Annotated in this window: 15 protein-coding genes; 9 read left to right on the top strand and 6 right to left on the bottom strand. The window is 49.6% G+C overall.

Annotation, left to right across the window (positions count from 1 at the left end; translation table 11 throughout):
* Positions 1–114: 114 nt before the first annotated feature.
* Positions 115–351: a DUF1435 domain-containing protein gene (locus RTW80_RS09315; RefSeq protein WP_072133436.1), complete on the bottom strand. Its 237-nt coding sequence runs from the start codon at positions 349–351 to the stop codon at positions 115–117.
* Positions 352–491: 140 nt separating this feature from the next.
* Between RTW80_RS09315 and fhuF the strand changes: the two genes are divergently transcribed.
* Entirely contained in the window at positions 492–1,280 is a 789-nt protein-coding gene (gene fhuF / locus RTW80_RS09310) for a siderophore-iron reductase FhuF (RefSeq protein ID WP_000331559.1), read from the top strand.
* 37 nt (positions 1,281–1,317) lie between these two features.
* On the opposite strand, the gene bglJ is transcribed toward fhuF, so the two are convergent.
* Positions 1,318–1,995, bottom strand: coding sequence for a DNA-binding transcriptional activator BglJ (bglJ, locus tag RTW80_RS09305; RefSeq protein WP_001300509.1), 678 nt, complete (start codon positions 1,993–1,995; stop codon positions 1,318–1,320).
* Positions 1,953–2,678 carry a helix-turn-helix domain-containing protein gene (locus RTW80_RS09300; RefSeq protein ID WP_000936635.1) on the bottom strand — a complete coding sequence of 242 codons (726 nt, stop codon included), beginning with the start codon at positions 2,676–2,678 and terminating at the stop codon, positions 1,953–1,955. Before RTW80_RS09300 ends, bglJ begins: the two co-directional genes overlap by 43 nt.
* A gap of 618 nt (positions 2,679–3,296) precedes the next feature.
* On the opposite strand from RTW80_RS09300, the gene RTW80_RS09295 reads away from it, so the two are divergent.
* From RTW80_RS09295 to opgB, 6 genes are all read left to right on the top strand, one after another.
* On the top strand, positions 3,297–4,067 hold the full coding sequence (locus RTW80_RS09295) for a threonine/serine exporter ThrE family protein (protein WP_001340933.1): 771 nt from the start codon (positions 3,297–3,299) through the stop codon (positions 4,065–4,067).
* The gene (locus RTW80_RS09290) at positions 4,058–4,531 is read left to right on the top strand and encodes a threonine/serine exporter (protein ID WP_000538188.1); all 474 of its coding nucleotides are present in this window, start codon (positions 4,058–4,060) and stop codon (positions 4,529–4,531) included. Before RTW80_RS09295 ends, RTW80_RS09290 begins: the two co-directional genes overlap by 10 nt.
* 106 nt (positions 4,532–4,637) lie before the next feature.
* Entirely contained in the window at positions 4,638–5,177 is a 540-nt protein-coding gene (gene dnaT, locus RTW80_RS09285; protein ID WP_000098818.1) for a primosomal protein DnaT, read from the top strand.
* 2 nt (positions 5,178–5,179) lie between these two features.
* On the top strand, positions 5,180–5,917 hold the full coding sequence (gene dnaC / locus RTW80_RS09280; protein WP_000799911.1) for a DNA replication protein DnaC: 738 nt from the start codon (positions 5,180–5,182) through the stop codon (positions 5,915–5,917).
* Positions 5,918–5,965: 48 nt separating this feature from the next.
* Positions 5,966–6,460, top strand: a complete 495-nt coding sequence (gene yjjA, locus RTW80_RS09275) for a DUF2501 domain-containing protein YjjA (protein WP_001308243.1) — start codon at positions 5,966–5,968, stop codon at positions 6,458–6,460.
* Between the two features lie 253 nt (positions 6,461–6,713).
* Positions 6,714–9,005 (top strand): phosphatidylglycerol--membrane-oligosaccharide glycerophosphotransferase, encoded by a 2,292-nt coding sequence (gene opgB, locus RTW80_RS09270; protein WP_063119369.1) that lies wholly within the window; start codon positions 6,714–6,716, stop codon positions 9,003–9,005.
* Between the two features lie 139 nt (positions 9,006–9,144).
* Here opgB and lgoD read toward each other — a convergent pair whose 3' ends face one another.
* The gene (lgoD, locus tag RTW80_RS09265; protein WP_063119368.1) at positions 9,145–10,167 is read right to left on the bottom strand and encodes an L-galactonate oxidoreductase; all 1,023 of its coding nucleotides are present in this window, start codon (positions 10,165–10,167) and stop codon (positions 9,145–9,147) included.
* A gap of 138 nt (positions 10,168–10,305) precedes the next feature.
* On the opposite strand from lgoD, the gene RTW80_RS09260 reads away from it, so the two are divergent.
* Together RTW80_RS09260 and RTW80_RS09255 are read left to right on the top strand one after the other, a co-directional pair.
* Entirely contained in the window at positions 10,306–11,220 is a 915-nt protein-coding gene (locus RTW80_RS09260; RefSeq protein WP_063119367.1) for a GntR family transcriptional regulator, read from the top strand.
* A 214-nt stretch (positions 11,221–11,434) separates the two neighbouring features.
* Positions 11,435–12,796, top strand: a complete 1,362-nt coding sequence (locus tag RTW80_RS09255; protein ID WP_000410144.1) for an MFS transporter — start codon at positions 11,435–11,437, stop codon at positions 12,794–12,796.
* 48 nt (positions 12,797–12,844) lie between these two features.
* On the opposite strand, the gene tsr is transcribed toward RTW80_RS09255, so the two are convergent.
* Both tsr and hpaR read right to left on the bottom strand, forming a co-directional pair.
* Positions 12,845–14,509: a methyl-accepting chemotaxis protein gene (gene tsr, locus RTW80_RS09250; RefSeq protein ID WP_000919544.1), complete on the bottom strand. Its 1,665-nt coding sequence runs from the start codon at positions 14,507–14,509 to the stop codon at positions 12,845–12,847.
* 118 nt (positions 14,510–14,627) lie between these two features.
* Positions 14,628–15,074, bottom strand: coding sequence for a homoprotocatechuate degradation operon regulator HpaR (hpaR, locus tag RTW80_RS09245; protein WP_000543914.1), 447 nt, complete (start codon positions 15,072–15,074; stop codon positions 14,628–14,630).
* Positions 15,075–15,210: the final 136 nt, after the last annotated feature.

Genomic DNA, 15,210 nt, shown 5'->3' with positions numbered 1-15,210 from the left:
GGAATTGGTAGACGCGCTAGCTTCAGGTGTTAGTGTCCTTACGGACGTGGGGGTTCAAGTCCCCCCCCTCGCACCAATTATCTTTACTTCCTTTCTTGTTTCTTCCTTGATTTTTCATCCCTGATTCAAATTCATTAGCATCAGCATGATGCCAGCATTAAGCGCCAGGCACGATGGTAGCAAAATGTAATGCCGTAACTGTTTGTGATACAGCATCACCGGCGTCAATATCAATCCCATCAGAATGACAATCCGCCACTGATCCGGCGATAAATCCGCATACATCAGCCCTGCAATCAGCAATCCCGGCAGCAACACTCCCCAGCCACTGCCCAGCGTACGTTGCAACATGGTTTCATCTCTTTCATTGATAATGATAACCGATATCATATGATAATTTTTATCATTTGCAAGCCAGAGAAATCCCTTGCTATCGGGTAAACCTATCGCTAGGATTAGCAATCATTATCATTTAGATTACTATCCCGATTATGGCCTATCGTTCCGCACCGCTCTATGAAGATATCATCTGGCGAACGCATCTCCAGCCGCAGGATGCTGGGCTTGCACAAGCCGTACGTGCGACGATCGCCAAACATCGTGAACATTTGCTCGAGTTTATCCGCCTGGATGAACCCGCTCCGCTTAACGCCATGACGCTGGCGCAATGGTCATCACCGAATGCGCTAAGTTCTCTACTCGCGGTCTATTCCGATCATATCTATCGCAACCAACCAACGATGATCCGCGAGAACAAACCGCTGATCTCACTATGGGCACAATGGTATATCGGCCTGATGGTGCCACCATTAATGCTGGCGCTACTGACGCAGGAAAAGGCATTAGATGTGTCGCCGGAACATTTCCATGCTGAGTTTCACGAAACCGGACGCGTCGCCTGTTTCTGGGTCGATGTGTGTGAAGATAAAAACGCAACACCACATTCGCCGCAGCAGCGAATGGAAACGTTAATCAGCCAGGCGCTGGTTCCGGTTGTGCAGGCACTAGAAGCGACCGGAGAGATCAACGGCAAACTTATCTGGAGTAATACCGGTTATTTGATCAACTGGTATCTCACTGAGATGAAGCAACTGCTCGGCGAGGCGACGGTTGAATCGCTGCGCCATGCCCTCTTTTTTGAGAAAACGCTCACGAACGGTGAAGATAATCCACTCTGGCGTACCGTGGTACTGCGCGACGGCCTGCTGGTGCGCCGCACTTGCTGCCAGCGTTATCGCTTACCGGATGTGCAGCAATGTGGCGATTGTACGCTGAAATGAAAGCACTGCCGGGGAAGTAAACCCGGCATCATGCGGATTAATAGGGATGCAACACATTACTTGCTTCGCAATGCCGCATACATAACAGAATATCTGCGGCCTCCAACAATCCTGCATCAGAACTGACGCCCAGTTTCGACATCACATTAAATTTATGCGCGCGGATCGTTTTGATATTGCGTTTAAGCTGCTCGGCAATTTGTGTCATTGAGTAGCCACGCGACATAAAGCGCAATATTTCTCTCTCCGTCGGGCTTAGCGTCCGGCTTTGGTTAATGTACCACTGATTGTTCAGTCGGTCGGTCGCCTGACGTACACCATTTAATGACAAAAAGAGTTCCTGATGAAAAATCTCCAGCGTTGACGCTTTACTTAATACACCGTCCAGCGGTGACGGCGACAATGAACCAATCAGCCGAGCTTCAATATCATCATCCGCAATAACTAAACGCCGGGTACGCGGAAACTTAATCGCCAGTTCAGTCAGGCAAGATAATCCCTCTCTGCGCTCACTTCTCATGGCAGAAAAAGAAAAAATGACCGCCGCAAACGAGATCCGCGACATGGCATCCTGAAATGACTCCTGACTGGTATAGGTATGGAGCTTATAAGGGTTGCCCGCAAACTTTCTGAATAAACTCTCAATACCGATACTACTCATGACGCATTTTTCTATGAGTGCGACATTTCTCTTCTTAATTCGGCTGTGTTCCATTCTGCGGCATCTCCATAAACAGAAGGCAAGTTAAGTTCTCTTGCACCCTGCGCGCTATTTATCCATGCATACATTTCAGCGTTGCTGTGAATTGCCAGTCGACGCATCGCACTGTTTTTTTGGGCGCTGATAGTTTTATTACTTTTCTTAAGCAATGAAGCTATCTGGTTGATGCCCCATCCTTTACCTAATAGCCGCAGTACCTTGCGCTCTGAAAGAGTGAGAATGACGGAGCGATAGCTAAAATCATGAGTTTCAGTCATTGCCGGGGAGGTCAGCATGGCGCTGATACGCTCTGCGTGCGTATTGCCGGAACGTACGGTCTTGACCAGATTCTCAATGGGTTCAACATCAGACAATAACGTCGCCGTAGGGCACATGAGCAGTTCTACTGCCTGGGAATACCAGGAGCGTGACACCATGAAAACCCAGTGAATTTCCCGATATTGTGAGATTAAAGAATAATAATGTTCACAAACAGAACGTGGATCTTCACTTTCACCGGCTAAATCAGCAATGACTAATCCGGAACGACGTAATTGTAATAAGGTAAGGTCCTCCGCAGAGGCGCTGGATATTATTTCATATTCAGGGAAGTGAGTCCTCATGACCTCTTTTAACCCTGCTTGCATAACAGGTATTTTACTGATAACAATTCCATTTTTGCAGCATCCTGGCAACATATTTCCTCCACATCCACTGTCTAAAAATTATGATGGTTTATTCAGGATATTCATTCCTTAAATGTTTCCAGCAAATTAATAGATTAAGCGAATAAATTATCCTTAGCATTCACTTTCATATCAGCATACTCCTGCTGCACAACAACTCCACTGCATGTGTCAGAAGGTTAGCATCAAATGATAACCTGGTGAAATAGCCTGGAGACATTTAAAATATCTACATTAAGTTGTTAGGAATACTTAATGAAAAACAGAAATCACATTCATTTAATTTATAATTAAATGATATCCCTTCCCGCAGAATGAAAAATCACACAACCAATATTTATTCAATGAAATCTGATGGTTTTAACTTGTTAACATTAAAAAACGTGCCCGGTTATCTATTATTCTGGTTCGTAAAGGACAAACAATAAATTCATTATGGTGATAATATTCATGTGATAGTTTATTTGCGACGAGAGATAATTCGCTTTTTATCACCGAGCTTGTCCCGATAACCAGGATTAATCAGCGCAATTTTGATCTTAACCTACCGCAAAACAACCGTGCTTCATGATACAAATGGATTCTCATTATCTGAACAATACGCAGCACGTCTATGACAAAGGGCGAGTTATGCAAACTGAGCAACAGCGAGCCGTAACACGGCTTTGTATCCAGTGTGGATTATTTCTTTTGCAACATGGTGCGGAAAGCGCGTTGGTTGATGAGCTTTCCTCACGACTGGGTCGGGCGTTGGGGATGGACAGCGTCGAAAGTTCTATCTCTTCGAACGCCATAGTGCTGACAACCATTAAAGATGGGCAATGCCTGACATCGACACGTAAAAATCACGATCGCGGCATTAATATGCATGTGGTGACTGAAGTCCAGCACATTGTGATTCTGGCGGAGCACCATCTGCTGGATTACAAAGGCGTAGAGAAACGATTTAGCCAAATTCAGCCATTACGTTACCCAAGATGGCTGGTAGCCTTAATGGTTGGCCTTTCTTGCGCCTGTTTCTGCAAACTCAATAAAGGTGGCTGGGATGGTGCCGTCATCACCTTCTTTGCCAGTACGGCCGCGATGTATATCCGCCAGCTGCTGGCACAACGTCATCTTCATCCGCAGATCAACTTTTGCCTCACCGCTTTCGCCGCCACCACCATTTCCGGATTGCTTTTGCAACTTCCCACTTTCAGCAATACACCCACTATCGCGATGGCCGCCAGCGTTCTGCTGCTGGTGCCGGGATTTCCGTTGATTAATGCCGTCGCCGATATGTTTAAAGGCCACATCAATACCGGACTGGCACGCTGGGCGATCGCCAGTCTGCTGACACTGGCTACCTGCGTCGGCGTAGTGATGGCACTGACGATTTGGGGGCTACGCGGATGGGTGTGATCGAATTTCTGTTAGCGTTGGCGCAGGATATGATCCTCGCCGCCATTCCTGCGGTCGGCTTTGCGATGGTGTTCAACGTTCCCGTTCGGGCGTTACGCTGGTGTGCGCTGCTTGGCGCGATTGGTCATGGTTCACGAATGATCTTAATGACCAGCGGGCTGAATATTGAGTGGTCAACTTTTATGGCTTCTATGCTGGTCGGCACCATTGGTATTCAATGGTCGCGCTGGTATCTGGCGCATCCGAAAGTGTTTACCGTGGCGGCCGTTATCCCTATGTTCCCGGGCATATCGGCTTATACCGCAATGATTTCGGCGGTAAAAATCAGCCAGTTAGGTTACAGCGAACCGTTGATGATTACCCTGTTAACCAACTTTCTTACAGCTTCATCGATTGTTGGTGCGTTATCCATCGGTCTTTCCATTCCTGGATTATGGTTGTACCGCAAGCGCCCTCGCGTATAAAATTGCCTCGCTTAAGCACACGGATGAGAGACAGCCTCCTCTCCTCCGTGTGTTACTATAAAAGTTATCTCCCTTCTCGTTCATCGTTCCATATTTGAGAAACAGTATGTCTTCCAGAGTTTTGACCCCGGACGTCGTTGGTATTGACGCCCTGGTACACGATCACCAAACCGTTCTGGCAAAAGCTGAAGGCGGTGTGGTTGCCGTATTTGCTAACAATGCCCCGGCGTTTTATGCCGTCACGCCTGCACGCCTGGCTGAACTGCTGGCGCTGGAAGAAAAGCTGGCGCGTCCGGGAAGCGATGTCGCTCTGGACGATCAACTCTATCAGGAACCGCAAGCCGCTCCCGTTGCTGTCCCCATGGGGAAATTCGCCATGTATCCGGACTGGCAACCCGATGCCGACTTTATCCGCCTGGCGGCGCTATGGGGCGTGGCGCTAAGAGAGCCGGTGACCACCGAAGAACTGGCCTCATTCATTGCCTACTGGCAGGCGGAAGGTAAAGTCTTTCACCATGTGCAGTGGCAACAAAAACTGGCGCGCAGCCTGCAAATCGGTCGTGCCAGCAACGGCGGACTGCCGAAACGAGATGTGAATACGGTCAGCGAACCTGACAGCCAAATTCCACCAGGATTCAGAGGGTAACGATGAAAAACGTTGGCGACCTGATGCAACGCCTGCAAAAAATGATGCCTGCCCATATCAAACCTGCATTCAAAACGGGTGAAGAGCTACTGGCCTGGCAGAAAGAACAAGGGGCGATCCGCTCCGCCGCTCTCGAACGTGAAAATCGGGCGATGAAAATGCAGCGCACCTTTAACCGCTCCGGTATTCGTCCACTGCATCAGAACTGCTCCTTTGAGAACTATCGCGTTGAGTGTGAAGGGCAGATGAATGCGTTAAGCAAAGCGCGCCAGTATGTCGAAGAGTTTGACGGCAACATCGCCAGCTTCATCTTTTCTGGTAAGCCAGGAACCGGCAAAAACCATCTGGCGGCGGCAATCTGCAACGAGCTGCTGCTACGCGGTAAATCCGTATTGATCATCACCGTGGCCGATATTATGTCGGCGATGAAAGATACCTTCAGGAATAGCGGTACCAGCGAAGAACAACTGCTTAACGATCTGAGCAACGTTGATCTGCTGGTGATCGATGAGATCGGCGTGCAGACCGAATCGAAATACGAAAAAGTGATCATCAACCAGATCGTCGATCGCCGCTCTTCTTCCAAACGCCCAACCGGGATGCTGACCAACAGTAATATGGAAGAGATGACCAAGTTGCTGGGCGAACGCGTGATGGACCGTATGCGCCTGGGTAACAGTTTGTGGGTGATCTTCAACTGGGATAGCTACCGTAGCCGTGTAACAGGTAAAGAGTATTAATCCCCGTTTCTGGCGGTATACTGCGACACAATTCCACCTTGAGTAATGATGATGAAAACTGTTAAACATCTTCTGTGCTGTGCCATTGCCGCCAGCGCATTAATTTCCACCGGGGTGCATGCTGCGTCCTGGAAAGATGCGCTCTCCAGCGCCGCCAGCGAACTTGGCAACCAAAACAGCACGACACAGGAAGGCGGTTGGTCGCTCGCGTCATTAACTAACTTGCTTAGCAGCGGAAACCAGGCCTTAAGCGCAGATAACATGAACAATGCCGCAGGCATTCTGCAATACTGCGCGAAGCAAAAGCTGGCTTCGGTAACCGATGCCGAAAACATCAAGAACCAGGTGCTGGAAAAGCTGGGCCTGAACAGTGAAGAGCAAAAAGAAGACACCAACTATCTGGACGGCATTCAGGGTTTGCTGAAAACCAAAGATGGTCAGCAACTCAATCTGGATAACATCGGAACGACTCCGCTGGCAGAAAAGGTGAAAACCAAAGCCTGCGATCTGGTGTTAAAGCAGGGGCTGAACTTCATTTCCTGAACCGCGAAACGCCGCGTTTTAGCTGTTACCCGGCTGACGCGGCTCTCTCCTGCCCTTTTCCCTGCTCCTGGACGGTTTTCCCCCTGTTACACGGGAAGCGACCGCGATCAAAAAAGTCTGTTTATAAACTAATTCCTAACAACATCGCATTTTTTTGACACTAGAATTGCAGCAATATGGCGACGCCATTACATTGTGCTTCTCAAAAAGCTTAAACGTTGGCTAAACGGCCCGGTTTAGTGAGGATCGCCCGTTGTCAGAACTACTCTCTTTCGCCCTTTTTCTCGCCTCTGTGCTGATTTACGCATGGAAAGCGGGACGTAACACCTGGTGGTTTGCAGCCACATTAACGGTGCTGGGGCTATTTGTCGTTTTAAATATCACCCTGTTTGCCAGCGACTATTTTACTGGCGATGGTATTAACGACGCGGTTCTCTATACCTTAACCAATAGCCTGACCGGTGCTGGCGTCAGCAAATACATCCTGCCGGGTATCGGCATTGTGCTGGGGCTGACAGCGGTGTTCGGTGCGCTGGGCTGGATCCTGCGCCGTCGTCGCCATCATCCGCACCATTTTGGTTACAGCCTGCTGGCGCTCTTACTGGCGCTGGGTTCGGTGGACGCCAGCCCGGCATTTCGTCAGATAACGGAACTGGTGAAATCCCAGTCACGCGATGGCGACCCGGACTTTGCGGCTTATTATAAAGAGCCGTCGAAAACTATCCCTGACCCGAAACTCAACCTGGTTTATATCTACGGCGAAAGTCTCGAGCGGACCTATTTTGATAACGAAGCTTTCCCGGATCTCACGCCTGAACTGGGCGCGTTGAAAAATGAAGGCCTGGATTTCAGCCACACGCAGCAGCTGCCAGGAACGGATTACACGATTGCGGGCATGGTGGCTTCTCAGTGCGGCATACCGCTGTTTGCCCCCTTTGAAGGCAACGCCTCCGCCTCTGTCTCCAGCTTCTTCCCGCAGAACATCTGTCTGGGCGATATCCTGAAAAACTCGGGTTATCAGAACTATTTCGTGCAGGGCGCGAATCTGCGTTTTGCCGGTAAAGATGTGTTCCTGAAGTCGCATGGCTTCGACCACTTATACGGCTCAGAAGAGCTGAAAAGCGTGGTGGCCGACCCGCACTATCGCAACGACTGGGGATTCTACGACGATACCGTTCTCGATGAAGCGTGGAAAAAGTTTGAAGAGCTTTCCCGCTCAGGTCAGCGATTCTCACTGTTTACCCTGACAGTCGATACCCATCACCCGGATGGTTTTATCTCGCGTACCTGTAACCGCAAAAAATATGATTTTGACGGTAAGCCGAATCAGTCATTCAGCGCGGTAAGTTGCAGCCAGGAGAATATCGCGGCGTTTATCAACAAAATCAAAGCGTCACCGTGGTTTAAAGATACCGTCATCGTCGTCTCTTCTGACCATTTAGCGATGAACAACACGGCGTGGAAATACCTCAATAAGCAGGATCGCAATAACCTGTTTTTTGTCATTCGTGGCGACAAGCCGCAGCAAGAGACGCTGGCAGTGAAACGTAACACGATGGATAACGGCGCGACGGTGCTGGACATTCTCGGTGGCGATAACTATCTCGGACTTGGTCGTAGCAGTTTATCCGGGCAGTCAATGTCGGAAATCTTCCTCAATATCAAAGAGAAAACATTGGCGTGGAAGCCGGATATCATCCGCCTGTGGAAATTCCCTAAAGAGATGAAAGAGTTCACCATCGACCAGCAGAAAAACATGATTGCCTTCTCGGGTAGCCATTTCCGTTTGCCGCTGCTGTTGCGGGTTTCAGACAAACGCGTGGAACCGCTGCCGGAAAGCGAATACTCAGCACCGCTGCGTTTCCAGCTGGCCGATTTCGCTCCACGCGACAATTTCGTCTGGGTTGACCGTTGCTATAAGATGGCACAACTCTGGGCTCCGGAACTGGCACTCTCCACCGACTGGTGTGTCTCGCAAGGGCAGCTTGGCGGTCAGCAAATTATTCAGCATGTTGATAAAACAACATGGCAGGGTAAAACGGCATTTAAAGATACGGTCATCGACATGGCGCGTTACAAAAACAATGTTGATACACTGAAGATTGTTGATAACGATATTCGCTACAAAGCCGACAGTTTCATCTTTAACGTCGCCGGTGCGCCAGAAGAGGTGAAACAGTTTAGTGGGATTTCCCGTCCAGAGTCGTGGGGCCGCTGGTCCAACGCGCAGCTGGGCGATGAAGTAAAAATCGAGTACAAGCATCCGCTGCCGAAGAAATTTGACCTGGTGATTACCGCCAAAGCATACGGCAATAACGCCAGCCGTCCTATTCCGGTACGCGTAGGCAATGAAGAACAAACTCTTGTGCTGGGCAATGAAGTAACCACCACCACACTGCATTTCGATAACCCAACCGATGCCGACACACTGGTAATTGTGCCGCCGGAACCTGTCTCAACCAACGAAGGGAATATCCTCGGACACTCGCCGCGTAAGCTCGGGATCGGCATGGTGGAAATTAAAGTTGTGGAACGTGAAGGGTAATTTCTGACTGATGTGTAGGTCGCATAAGGTGCGACCTACACATCTTCTCCGGCCTACAAAACATCATTGAGAAACAGAAAAAAAACAGCGCCCAACACTTCCCCGGACGCTGCATGGCAACTTTAATAATCTCGCCTTATCAGAAAGTAATTACACCCTTAATCAACTCACGATTGTTAATCACATCGCGCTCGTAGGTTTCTGCCAGCGTGGCGAACGGATAGCGATGGGTTAACATCATGTCGGCAGTGATTTTTCCTTCCGCCATCAGTCGACCGACTTTAGCAAAATCTTCCGGCGTGGCGTTGCGGCTGCCCATCATCGTCGTTTCTTTTTTATGGAATTCCGGATCGGAGAACTGCAACTCACCTTTAAACAGGCCGACAAATACCACCGTGCCGCCGTGACGAACCAGATTCACGGTGTTATTCATCGCATGTTGATTACCTGTCGCGTCGATCACTTTCTGCGCCAGCGAACCACCAAACTGCGCCCGTAGCTGCGCGTCAAAATCTTCGGCTGACGGGTCCAGTACAGGTAATTCCAGACGCGTTGCCACATGTTCACGGCGCGCCGGACTGGTATCCGCCACCACCACCTGTGCGCCATCGGCTTTAGCGATTGCCGCCGCGCCCAGACCGATTGGCCCCGCCCCGACCACCAGCACCTGCTCGCCGGGAGCAATGGCTGCGCGACGCACCGCATGAGCGCTAATAGCGAAAGGTTCAATCAATGCTGCCGCCTGCGGGTCAATACCGTCTGCGGGCAAAATGTTCGCCACCGGCACGCTCAAATACTCACTAAAACCGCCATCCTGATGCACGCCAATGACTGAAATTTTTTCACAGCAATTGGTACGCCCGCTTTTACACGCCGGGCATTGCTGACAGGCAACATAAGGGATCACAACAACTTGCTGACCATTTTTAAGATCAGCAATATTTTTACCCAGCCCAACAATCTCCCCACATATTTCATGGCCTAAAACACGTGGATAACTAAAAAATGGTTGATTTCCACCCCAGGCATGAATATCGGTACCGCAAATCCCGACAGACTTAATTTTTATTAATACTTCATTGTCACCCGGAATAGGTATCTCGCGTTGTTTCCAGACTAATTCTTTCGGCTGCTGGCAAATTAAAACATTCATCGTAGACATGATTCGGCTCTCCACTTTTTGTTGCCTTAGATATCAATGAAAATGAAAAATGGCAGCGGAACGGAAAATCTGTTTTGTGAAAACACACGCATAAAAATGTTTTAAATCGGGTTTTAATGGACTCACAAGGAGGAAAATATGAGTCGTTCACAAAATTTACGCCACAATGTGATTAACCAGGTCATTGATGATATGGCGCGGGGTCATATCCCTTCCCCACTTCCATCGCAAAGTGCGCTGGCGGAAATGTACAACATCAGCCGCACCACAGTGCGTCATATTCTCAGCCATTTACGCGAATGCAACGTCTTGACGCAGGTTGGAAACGACTATGTTATTGCGCGTAAACCTGACCACGATGACGGTTTCGCCTGTACTACCGCTTCAATGAGTGAACAAAACAAAGTGTTTGAGCAGGCTTTTTTCACGATGATAAACCAGCGCCAGTTACGCCCAGGGGAATCGTTTTCTGAACTGCAACTGGCACGGGCCGCGGGTGTCAGCCCGGTGGTTGTAAGAGAATATCTTTTAAAATTCGGCCGTTATAATCTTATTCAAAGCGAAAAGCGCGGCCAGTGGAGCATGAAGCAATTCGATCAATCCTACGCCGAGCAGCTGTTTGAGCTACGCGAAATGCTCGAAACACATTCACTTCAGCACTTTCTCAACCTGCCTGATCATGATCCCCGCTGGCTGCAGGCGAAAACCATGCTCGAACGTCATCGGCTACTGCGTGACAACATCGGCAATAGCTTTCGCATGTTCTCGCAACTTGACAGAGATTTTCACTCCTTACTGCTTTCGGCTGCCGACAATATCTTTTTTGATCAATCGCTTGAGATCATCTCAGTCATCTTTCATTTTCACTATCAATGGGACGAAAGCGATCTTAAACAGCGCAATATCATTGCCGTCGATGAGCATATGACCATTCTCAGCGCTCTGATTTGCCGCAGTGACCTTGATGCCATCCTTGCGCTCCGTAACCATTTGAATTCAGCTAAACAATCAATGATTCGCTCCATTAATGAGAACACGCGTTATGCTCATTAAGTACGGATTAAAAACAGCAAACTATTAGCGGGTGCACGGTTTTATCAAAAGATAAATACCGGGAAATTCCCGCTTACCTATGCTCACAATCAGTCGACTAAAAATGTTTTTGTGAGCGGTAGTAAAGTCCTAAAACTTTAACCTGCCGTTAATGTCAACCTTGCGTAATGCACAATTACGTAAACAATTAAAATTATAAATACAGGAGTCCGGCGTGGAAAAAGAAAATATCACCCTCGATCCGCGTTCTTCATTTACTCCATCTTCGTCGGCAGATATTCCCGTGCCACCAGATGGATTAGTTCAACGCAGTACCCGAATTAAACGCATTCAAACCACCGCCATGTTGTTATTATTTTTTGCGGCGGTAATCAATTATCTCGACCGCAGTTCGCTGTCGGTAGCAAATTTAACGATTCGTGAAGAATTGGGATTAAGTGCCACCGAAATCGGCGCTTTGCTCTCCGTGTTTTCACTCGCTTACGGGATTGCGCAACTTCCTTGCGGCCCACTATTGGATCGTAAAGGCCCGCGCCTGATGTTGGGACTTGGGATGTTCTTCTGGTCACTGTTCCAGGCAATGTCTGGCATGGTGCACAGCTTTACGCAGTTCGTGTTGGTGCGTATCGGTATGGGAATTGGTGAAGCGCCGATGAACCCATGCGGTGTAAAAGTCATTAACGACTGGTTCAACATCAAAGAGCGCGGACGCCCGATGGGCTTCTTCAACGCAGCTTCTACCATTGGCGTTGCCGTAAGCCCACCGATTCTGGCGGCGATGATGCTGGTGATGGGCTGGCGCGGGATGTTTATTACCATTGGTGTACTGGGGATTTTTCTCGCCATCGGCTGGTATATGCTCTATCGCAACCGCGAGCACGTAGAACTGACTGCCGTTGAACAAGCTTATCTCAATGCAGGTAGCGTCAATGCCCGCCGAGATCCGCTCAGTTTTGCCGAATGGCGCAGCTTGTTCCGTAACCGCACAATGTGGGGAATGATGCTCGGATTCAGTGGCATCAACTACACTGCGTGGCTGTATCTGGCCTGGCTTCCTGGTTACCTGCAAACAGCCTATAACCTGGATTTAAAAAGCACAGGGTTGATGGCGGCTATCCCTTTCCTGTTTGGGGCTGCCGGGATGCTGGTCAACGGTTACGTTACTGACTGGCTGGTCAAAGGGGGAATGGCTCCGATTAAAAGCCGTAAGATCTGCATTATTGCCGGGATGTTCTGTTCTGCCGCCTTTACGCTGGTCGTACCGCAAGCGACAACATCCATGACAGCGGTTCTGCTGATTGGTATGGCACTGTTCTGTATTCACTTTGCCGGAACATCCTGCTGGGGCTTGATCCACGTCGCAGTTGCTTCTCGCATGACTGCGTCGGTGGGCAGTATCCAGAACTTTGCCAGCTTCATCTGCGCCTCTTTTGCGCCGATCATTACTGGTTTTATTGTTGATACCACCCACTCATTCCGTCTGGCACTAATCATCTGCGGTTGCGTCACCGCAGCGGGGGCACTGGCGTACATCTTCCTGGTTCGTCAGCCGATCAACGACCCACGGAAAGATTAATCTCCCTATGCCCGATAACATTTTGCTTATCGGGCATTTTTATGGCGATTAAAACGTTTCCCAGTTCTCACCGCTATCTGCCACGGCCATTTTACGCGGCGCAGCTGGCATCACGGTTTTTACCACAGCCGATGTTTCACGCTGCTGTTGCTGCTGTTGCTGAATCCGGAACACTGCCACTGCTTCGGTCAGGCGACTGGCCTGCTCTTCCAGCGCGGCGGCGGCGGCGGCAGATTCTTCCACCAGCGCGGCGTTCTGTTGAGTTACCCGGTCCATCTCAGCAACCGCTAAGCCAACCTGATCGATACCACGGCTCTGCTCATCAGAAGCAGAAGCAATTTCGCCCATAATGTCCGTCACGCGGGTCACAGCACTGACAATCTCCGCCATTGTTTCCCCGGCGCTTTCGACCAGCGTAGAGCCAACATCCACTTTCCCCACCGAGTCTTCAATCAGGCTTTTAATTTCACGAGCCGCCTGGGCGCTACGCTGGGCCAGATTACGCACTTCTCCCGCAACCACCGCAAAACCACGTCCTTGCTCACCCGCACGCGCTGCTTCAACCGCCGCGTTCAAAGCCAGAATATTGGTCTGGAAGGCAATGCCGTCAATTACGCTGATAATATCGGCGATTTTCTGCGAACTGGTGGAGATATCACGCATAGTCTGCACCACGTTATCTACCACTTTGCCGCCGCGTTGCGCCGTTTCAGAAGCACTTAACGCCAGGTGGCTGGCCTGGCGCGCATTCTCGGCGTTCTGTTTCACCGTTGCGGTCAGTTGCTCCATGCTGGCTGCCGTCTCTTCCAGCGAAGCAGCCTGTTGCTCGGTGCGCGAAGAGAGATCGTTATTGCCGGTAGCGATTTCGCTGGCACCGCTATAGATGGCATTGGCCCCGTTGCGCACATCACCGACGGTACGCATCAGCTCTCCCTGCATATGGCGCAAACTCTCTGCCAGTTGCCCCATCTCATTAGAGCCATCCACCTCAATCGGTTTCACCAGATCGCCGCCTGCAATATGACGAATGCTGTCAATCAGGCGATTCATTGGCGCTACCAGCGAGGCTTTAATACCGAACCAGACGGCGAAGATGACCGCCAGTACGACGATCATCACGCCCACCAGAATCCACATCGCCTGGCTGTAGGAGGCATTGTTATCGCTGACGGCGATATCATGGAGCCGATCGTTTTGTTCCATGTAAGCCACATACTGCTTCTCGAAACCGTCCTGATATCCCTGAGTCGGCTGATCAAAGAACTCGTTGATTTTGCCTGCACCTAACAGTTGGATCAGCTCCGCCAGCGCATTGTGATAAATATCGTAATTACGTTTGATCTCTGCCGCTGCGGCGGTGCTCTGACGCGGGTCACGCGGCAACGCTTCGTAATCCGCCCAGTTTTTTTCCGCCTGTTTCAGCGAAATACTGGCACTCTGCATCAGCTCAGCAACGGTTGAACCGCTACCAATATTATTCTGATCCATCATGTAGCGGATACCCGCGCGGTTGAGGGTGTTACGCGTCTGCAACAACGCGACCCAGCTGCCATTCAGCGTGGATTGCTGCTGGCGAATGGTTTGTAAAACAGTGAAATTTTCTTTGTCATTCTTTAAGGCATTAAAGAACAGACCGCCTGATGTCAGTTGTAAAAGGCCAAAAACGGCCAAAACCAGCAGTAAGCTGGTCACGATCTTGATACGTTTTAACATGGTTTCTCTTTCCTGTGGACCGATGCAAGATTTTCGGCCTGGAAAGCAAAAACTTTATGAAAAGGTGTAACCCGCCATCCATGGAAAAACCAGGGGCTGGTTATCAGATACTAAAAAGTTATTCATTATCGCCCGGGATGTCTTCTTGTCGGGAATTGCCCAGAGCAATAAATTCCTCTAACAGATGGGTTAACAGTTGCATTTTCTCGGCAGTAAACTGAGCTTCAATCTGCCGATAGGCTTCTTCAATCTGTGTCTGAGCGCGGTTATACAGCGCCTGCCCCTCTTTGGTCAGCGAGATATAGAGCTTCCGCTGATCATTGATCGGCTTTAATCGCAACACTAAACCGTCGCGTTCCATCCGCGTAAGGATCCCGGTCAGGCTTGGGCGCAAAATGCAGGCACGATACGCCAGATCGTGAAAATCCATTGATGGGCTTTCCGCCAGAATACGCACGATGCGCCACTGTTGCTCAGTCAAATTATGCCGTTTAACGATTGGGCGAAAATAACTCATCGCCGCTTCTCGCGCCTGGAGCAACGCAATGGTTAGAGAGTCGTGCATTATCTTCCCCCTGAAAAATTCAAAATTATTAATATAGAAACAGTTAATCGTCACGTTACCGGGACTGCGCTGTCCCTGCAATTCCTGATTTTATCAAAATTGATGATATTTTATTAACTTACTGATATTTAATATT

The organism is Escherichia sp. AM3 (assembly GCF_032029835.1).
Lineage (GTDB): Bacteria > Pseudomonadota > Gammaproteobacteria > Enterobacterales > Enterobacteriaceae > Escherichia > Escherichia coli.
Note: the sequence above shows the minus strand (reverse complement) of the source record. Positions and strands in the feature narration are given on the sequence as shown.

Bases quoted from the DNA above. Each gene is read 5' to 3' on its own strand.
- RTW80_RS09315 (WP_072133436.1), bottom strand. From the start codon at position 351: ATGTTGCAACGTACGCTGGGCAGTGGCTGGGGAGTGTTGCTGCCGGGA.
- fhuF (WP_000331559.1), top strand. From the start codon at position 492: ATGGCCTATCGTTCCGCACCGCTCTATGAAGATATCATCTGGCGAACG.
- bglJ (WP_001300509.1), bottom strand. From the start codon at position 1,995: ATGGAACACAGCCGAATTAAGAAGAGAAATGTCGCACTCATAGAAAAA.
- RTW80_RS09300 (WP_000936635.1), bottom strand. From the start codon at position 2,678: ATGTTGCCAGGATGCTGCAAAAATGGAATTGTTATCAGTAAAATACCT.
- RTW80_RS09295 (WP_001340933.1), top strand. From the start codon at position 3,297: ATGCAAACTGAGCAACAGCGAGCCGTAACACGGCTTTGTATCCAGTGT.
- RTW80_RS09290 (WP_000538188.1), top strand. From the start codon at position 4,058: ATGGGTGTGATCGAATTTCTGTTAGCGTTGGCGCAGGATATGATCCTC.
- dnaT (WP_000098818.1), top strand. From the start codon at position 4,638: ATGTCTTCCAGAGTTTTGACCCCGGACGTCGTTGGTATTGACGCCCTG.
- dnaC (WP_000799911.1), top strand. From the start codon at position 5,180: ATGAAAAACGTTGGCGACCTGATGCAACGCCTGCAAAAAATGATGCCT.
- yjjA (WP_001308243.1), top strand. From the start codon at position 5,966: ATGATGAAAACTGTTAAACATCTTCTGTGCTGTGCCATTGCCGCCAGC.
- lgoD (WP_063119368.1), bottom strand. From the start codon at position 10,167: ATGTCTACGATGAATGTTTTAATTTGCCAGCAGCCGAAAGAATTAGTC.
- RTW80_RS09260 (WP_063119367.1), top strand. From the start codon at position 10,306: ATGAGTCGTTCACAAAATTTACGCCACAATGTGATTAACCAGGTCATT.
- tsr (WP_000919544.1), bottom strand. From the start codon at position 14,509: ATGTTAAAACGTATCAAGATCGTGACCAGCTTACTGCTGGTTTTGGCC.
- hpaR (WP_000543914.1), bottom strand. From the start codon at position 15,074: ATGCACGACTCTCTAACCATTGCGTTGCTCCAGGCGCGAGAAGCGGCG.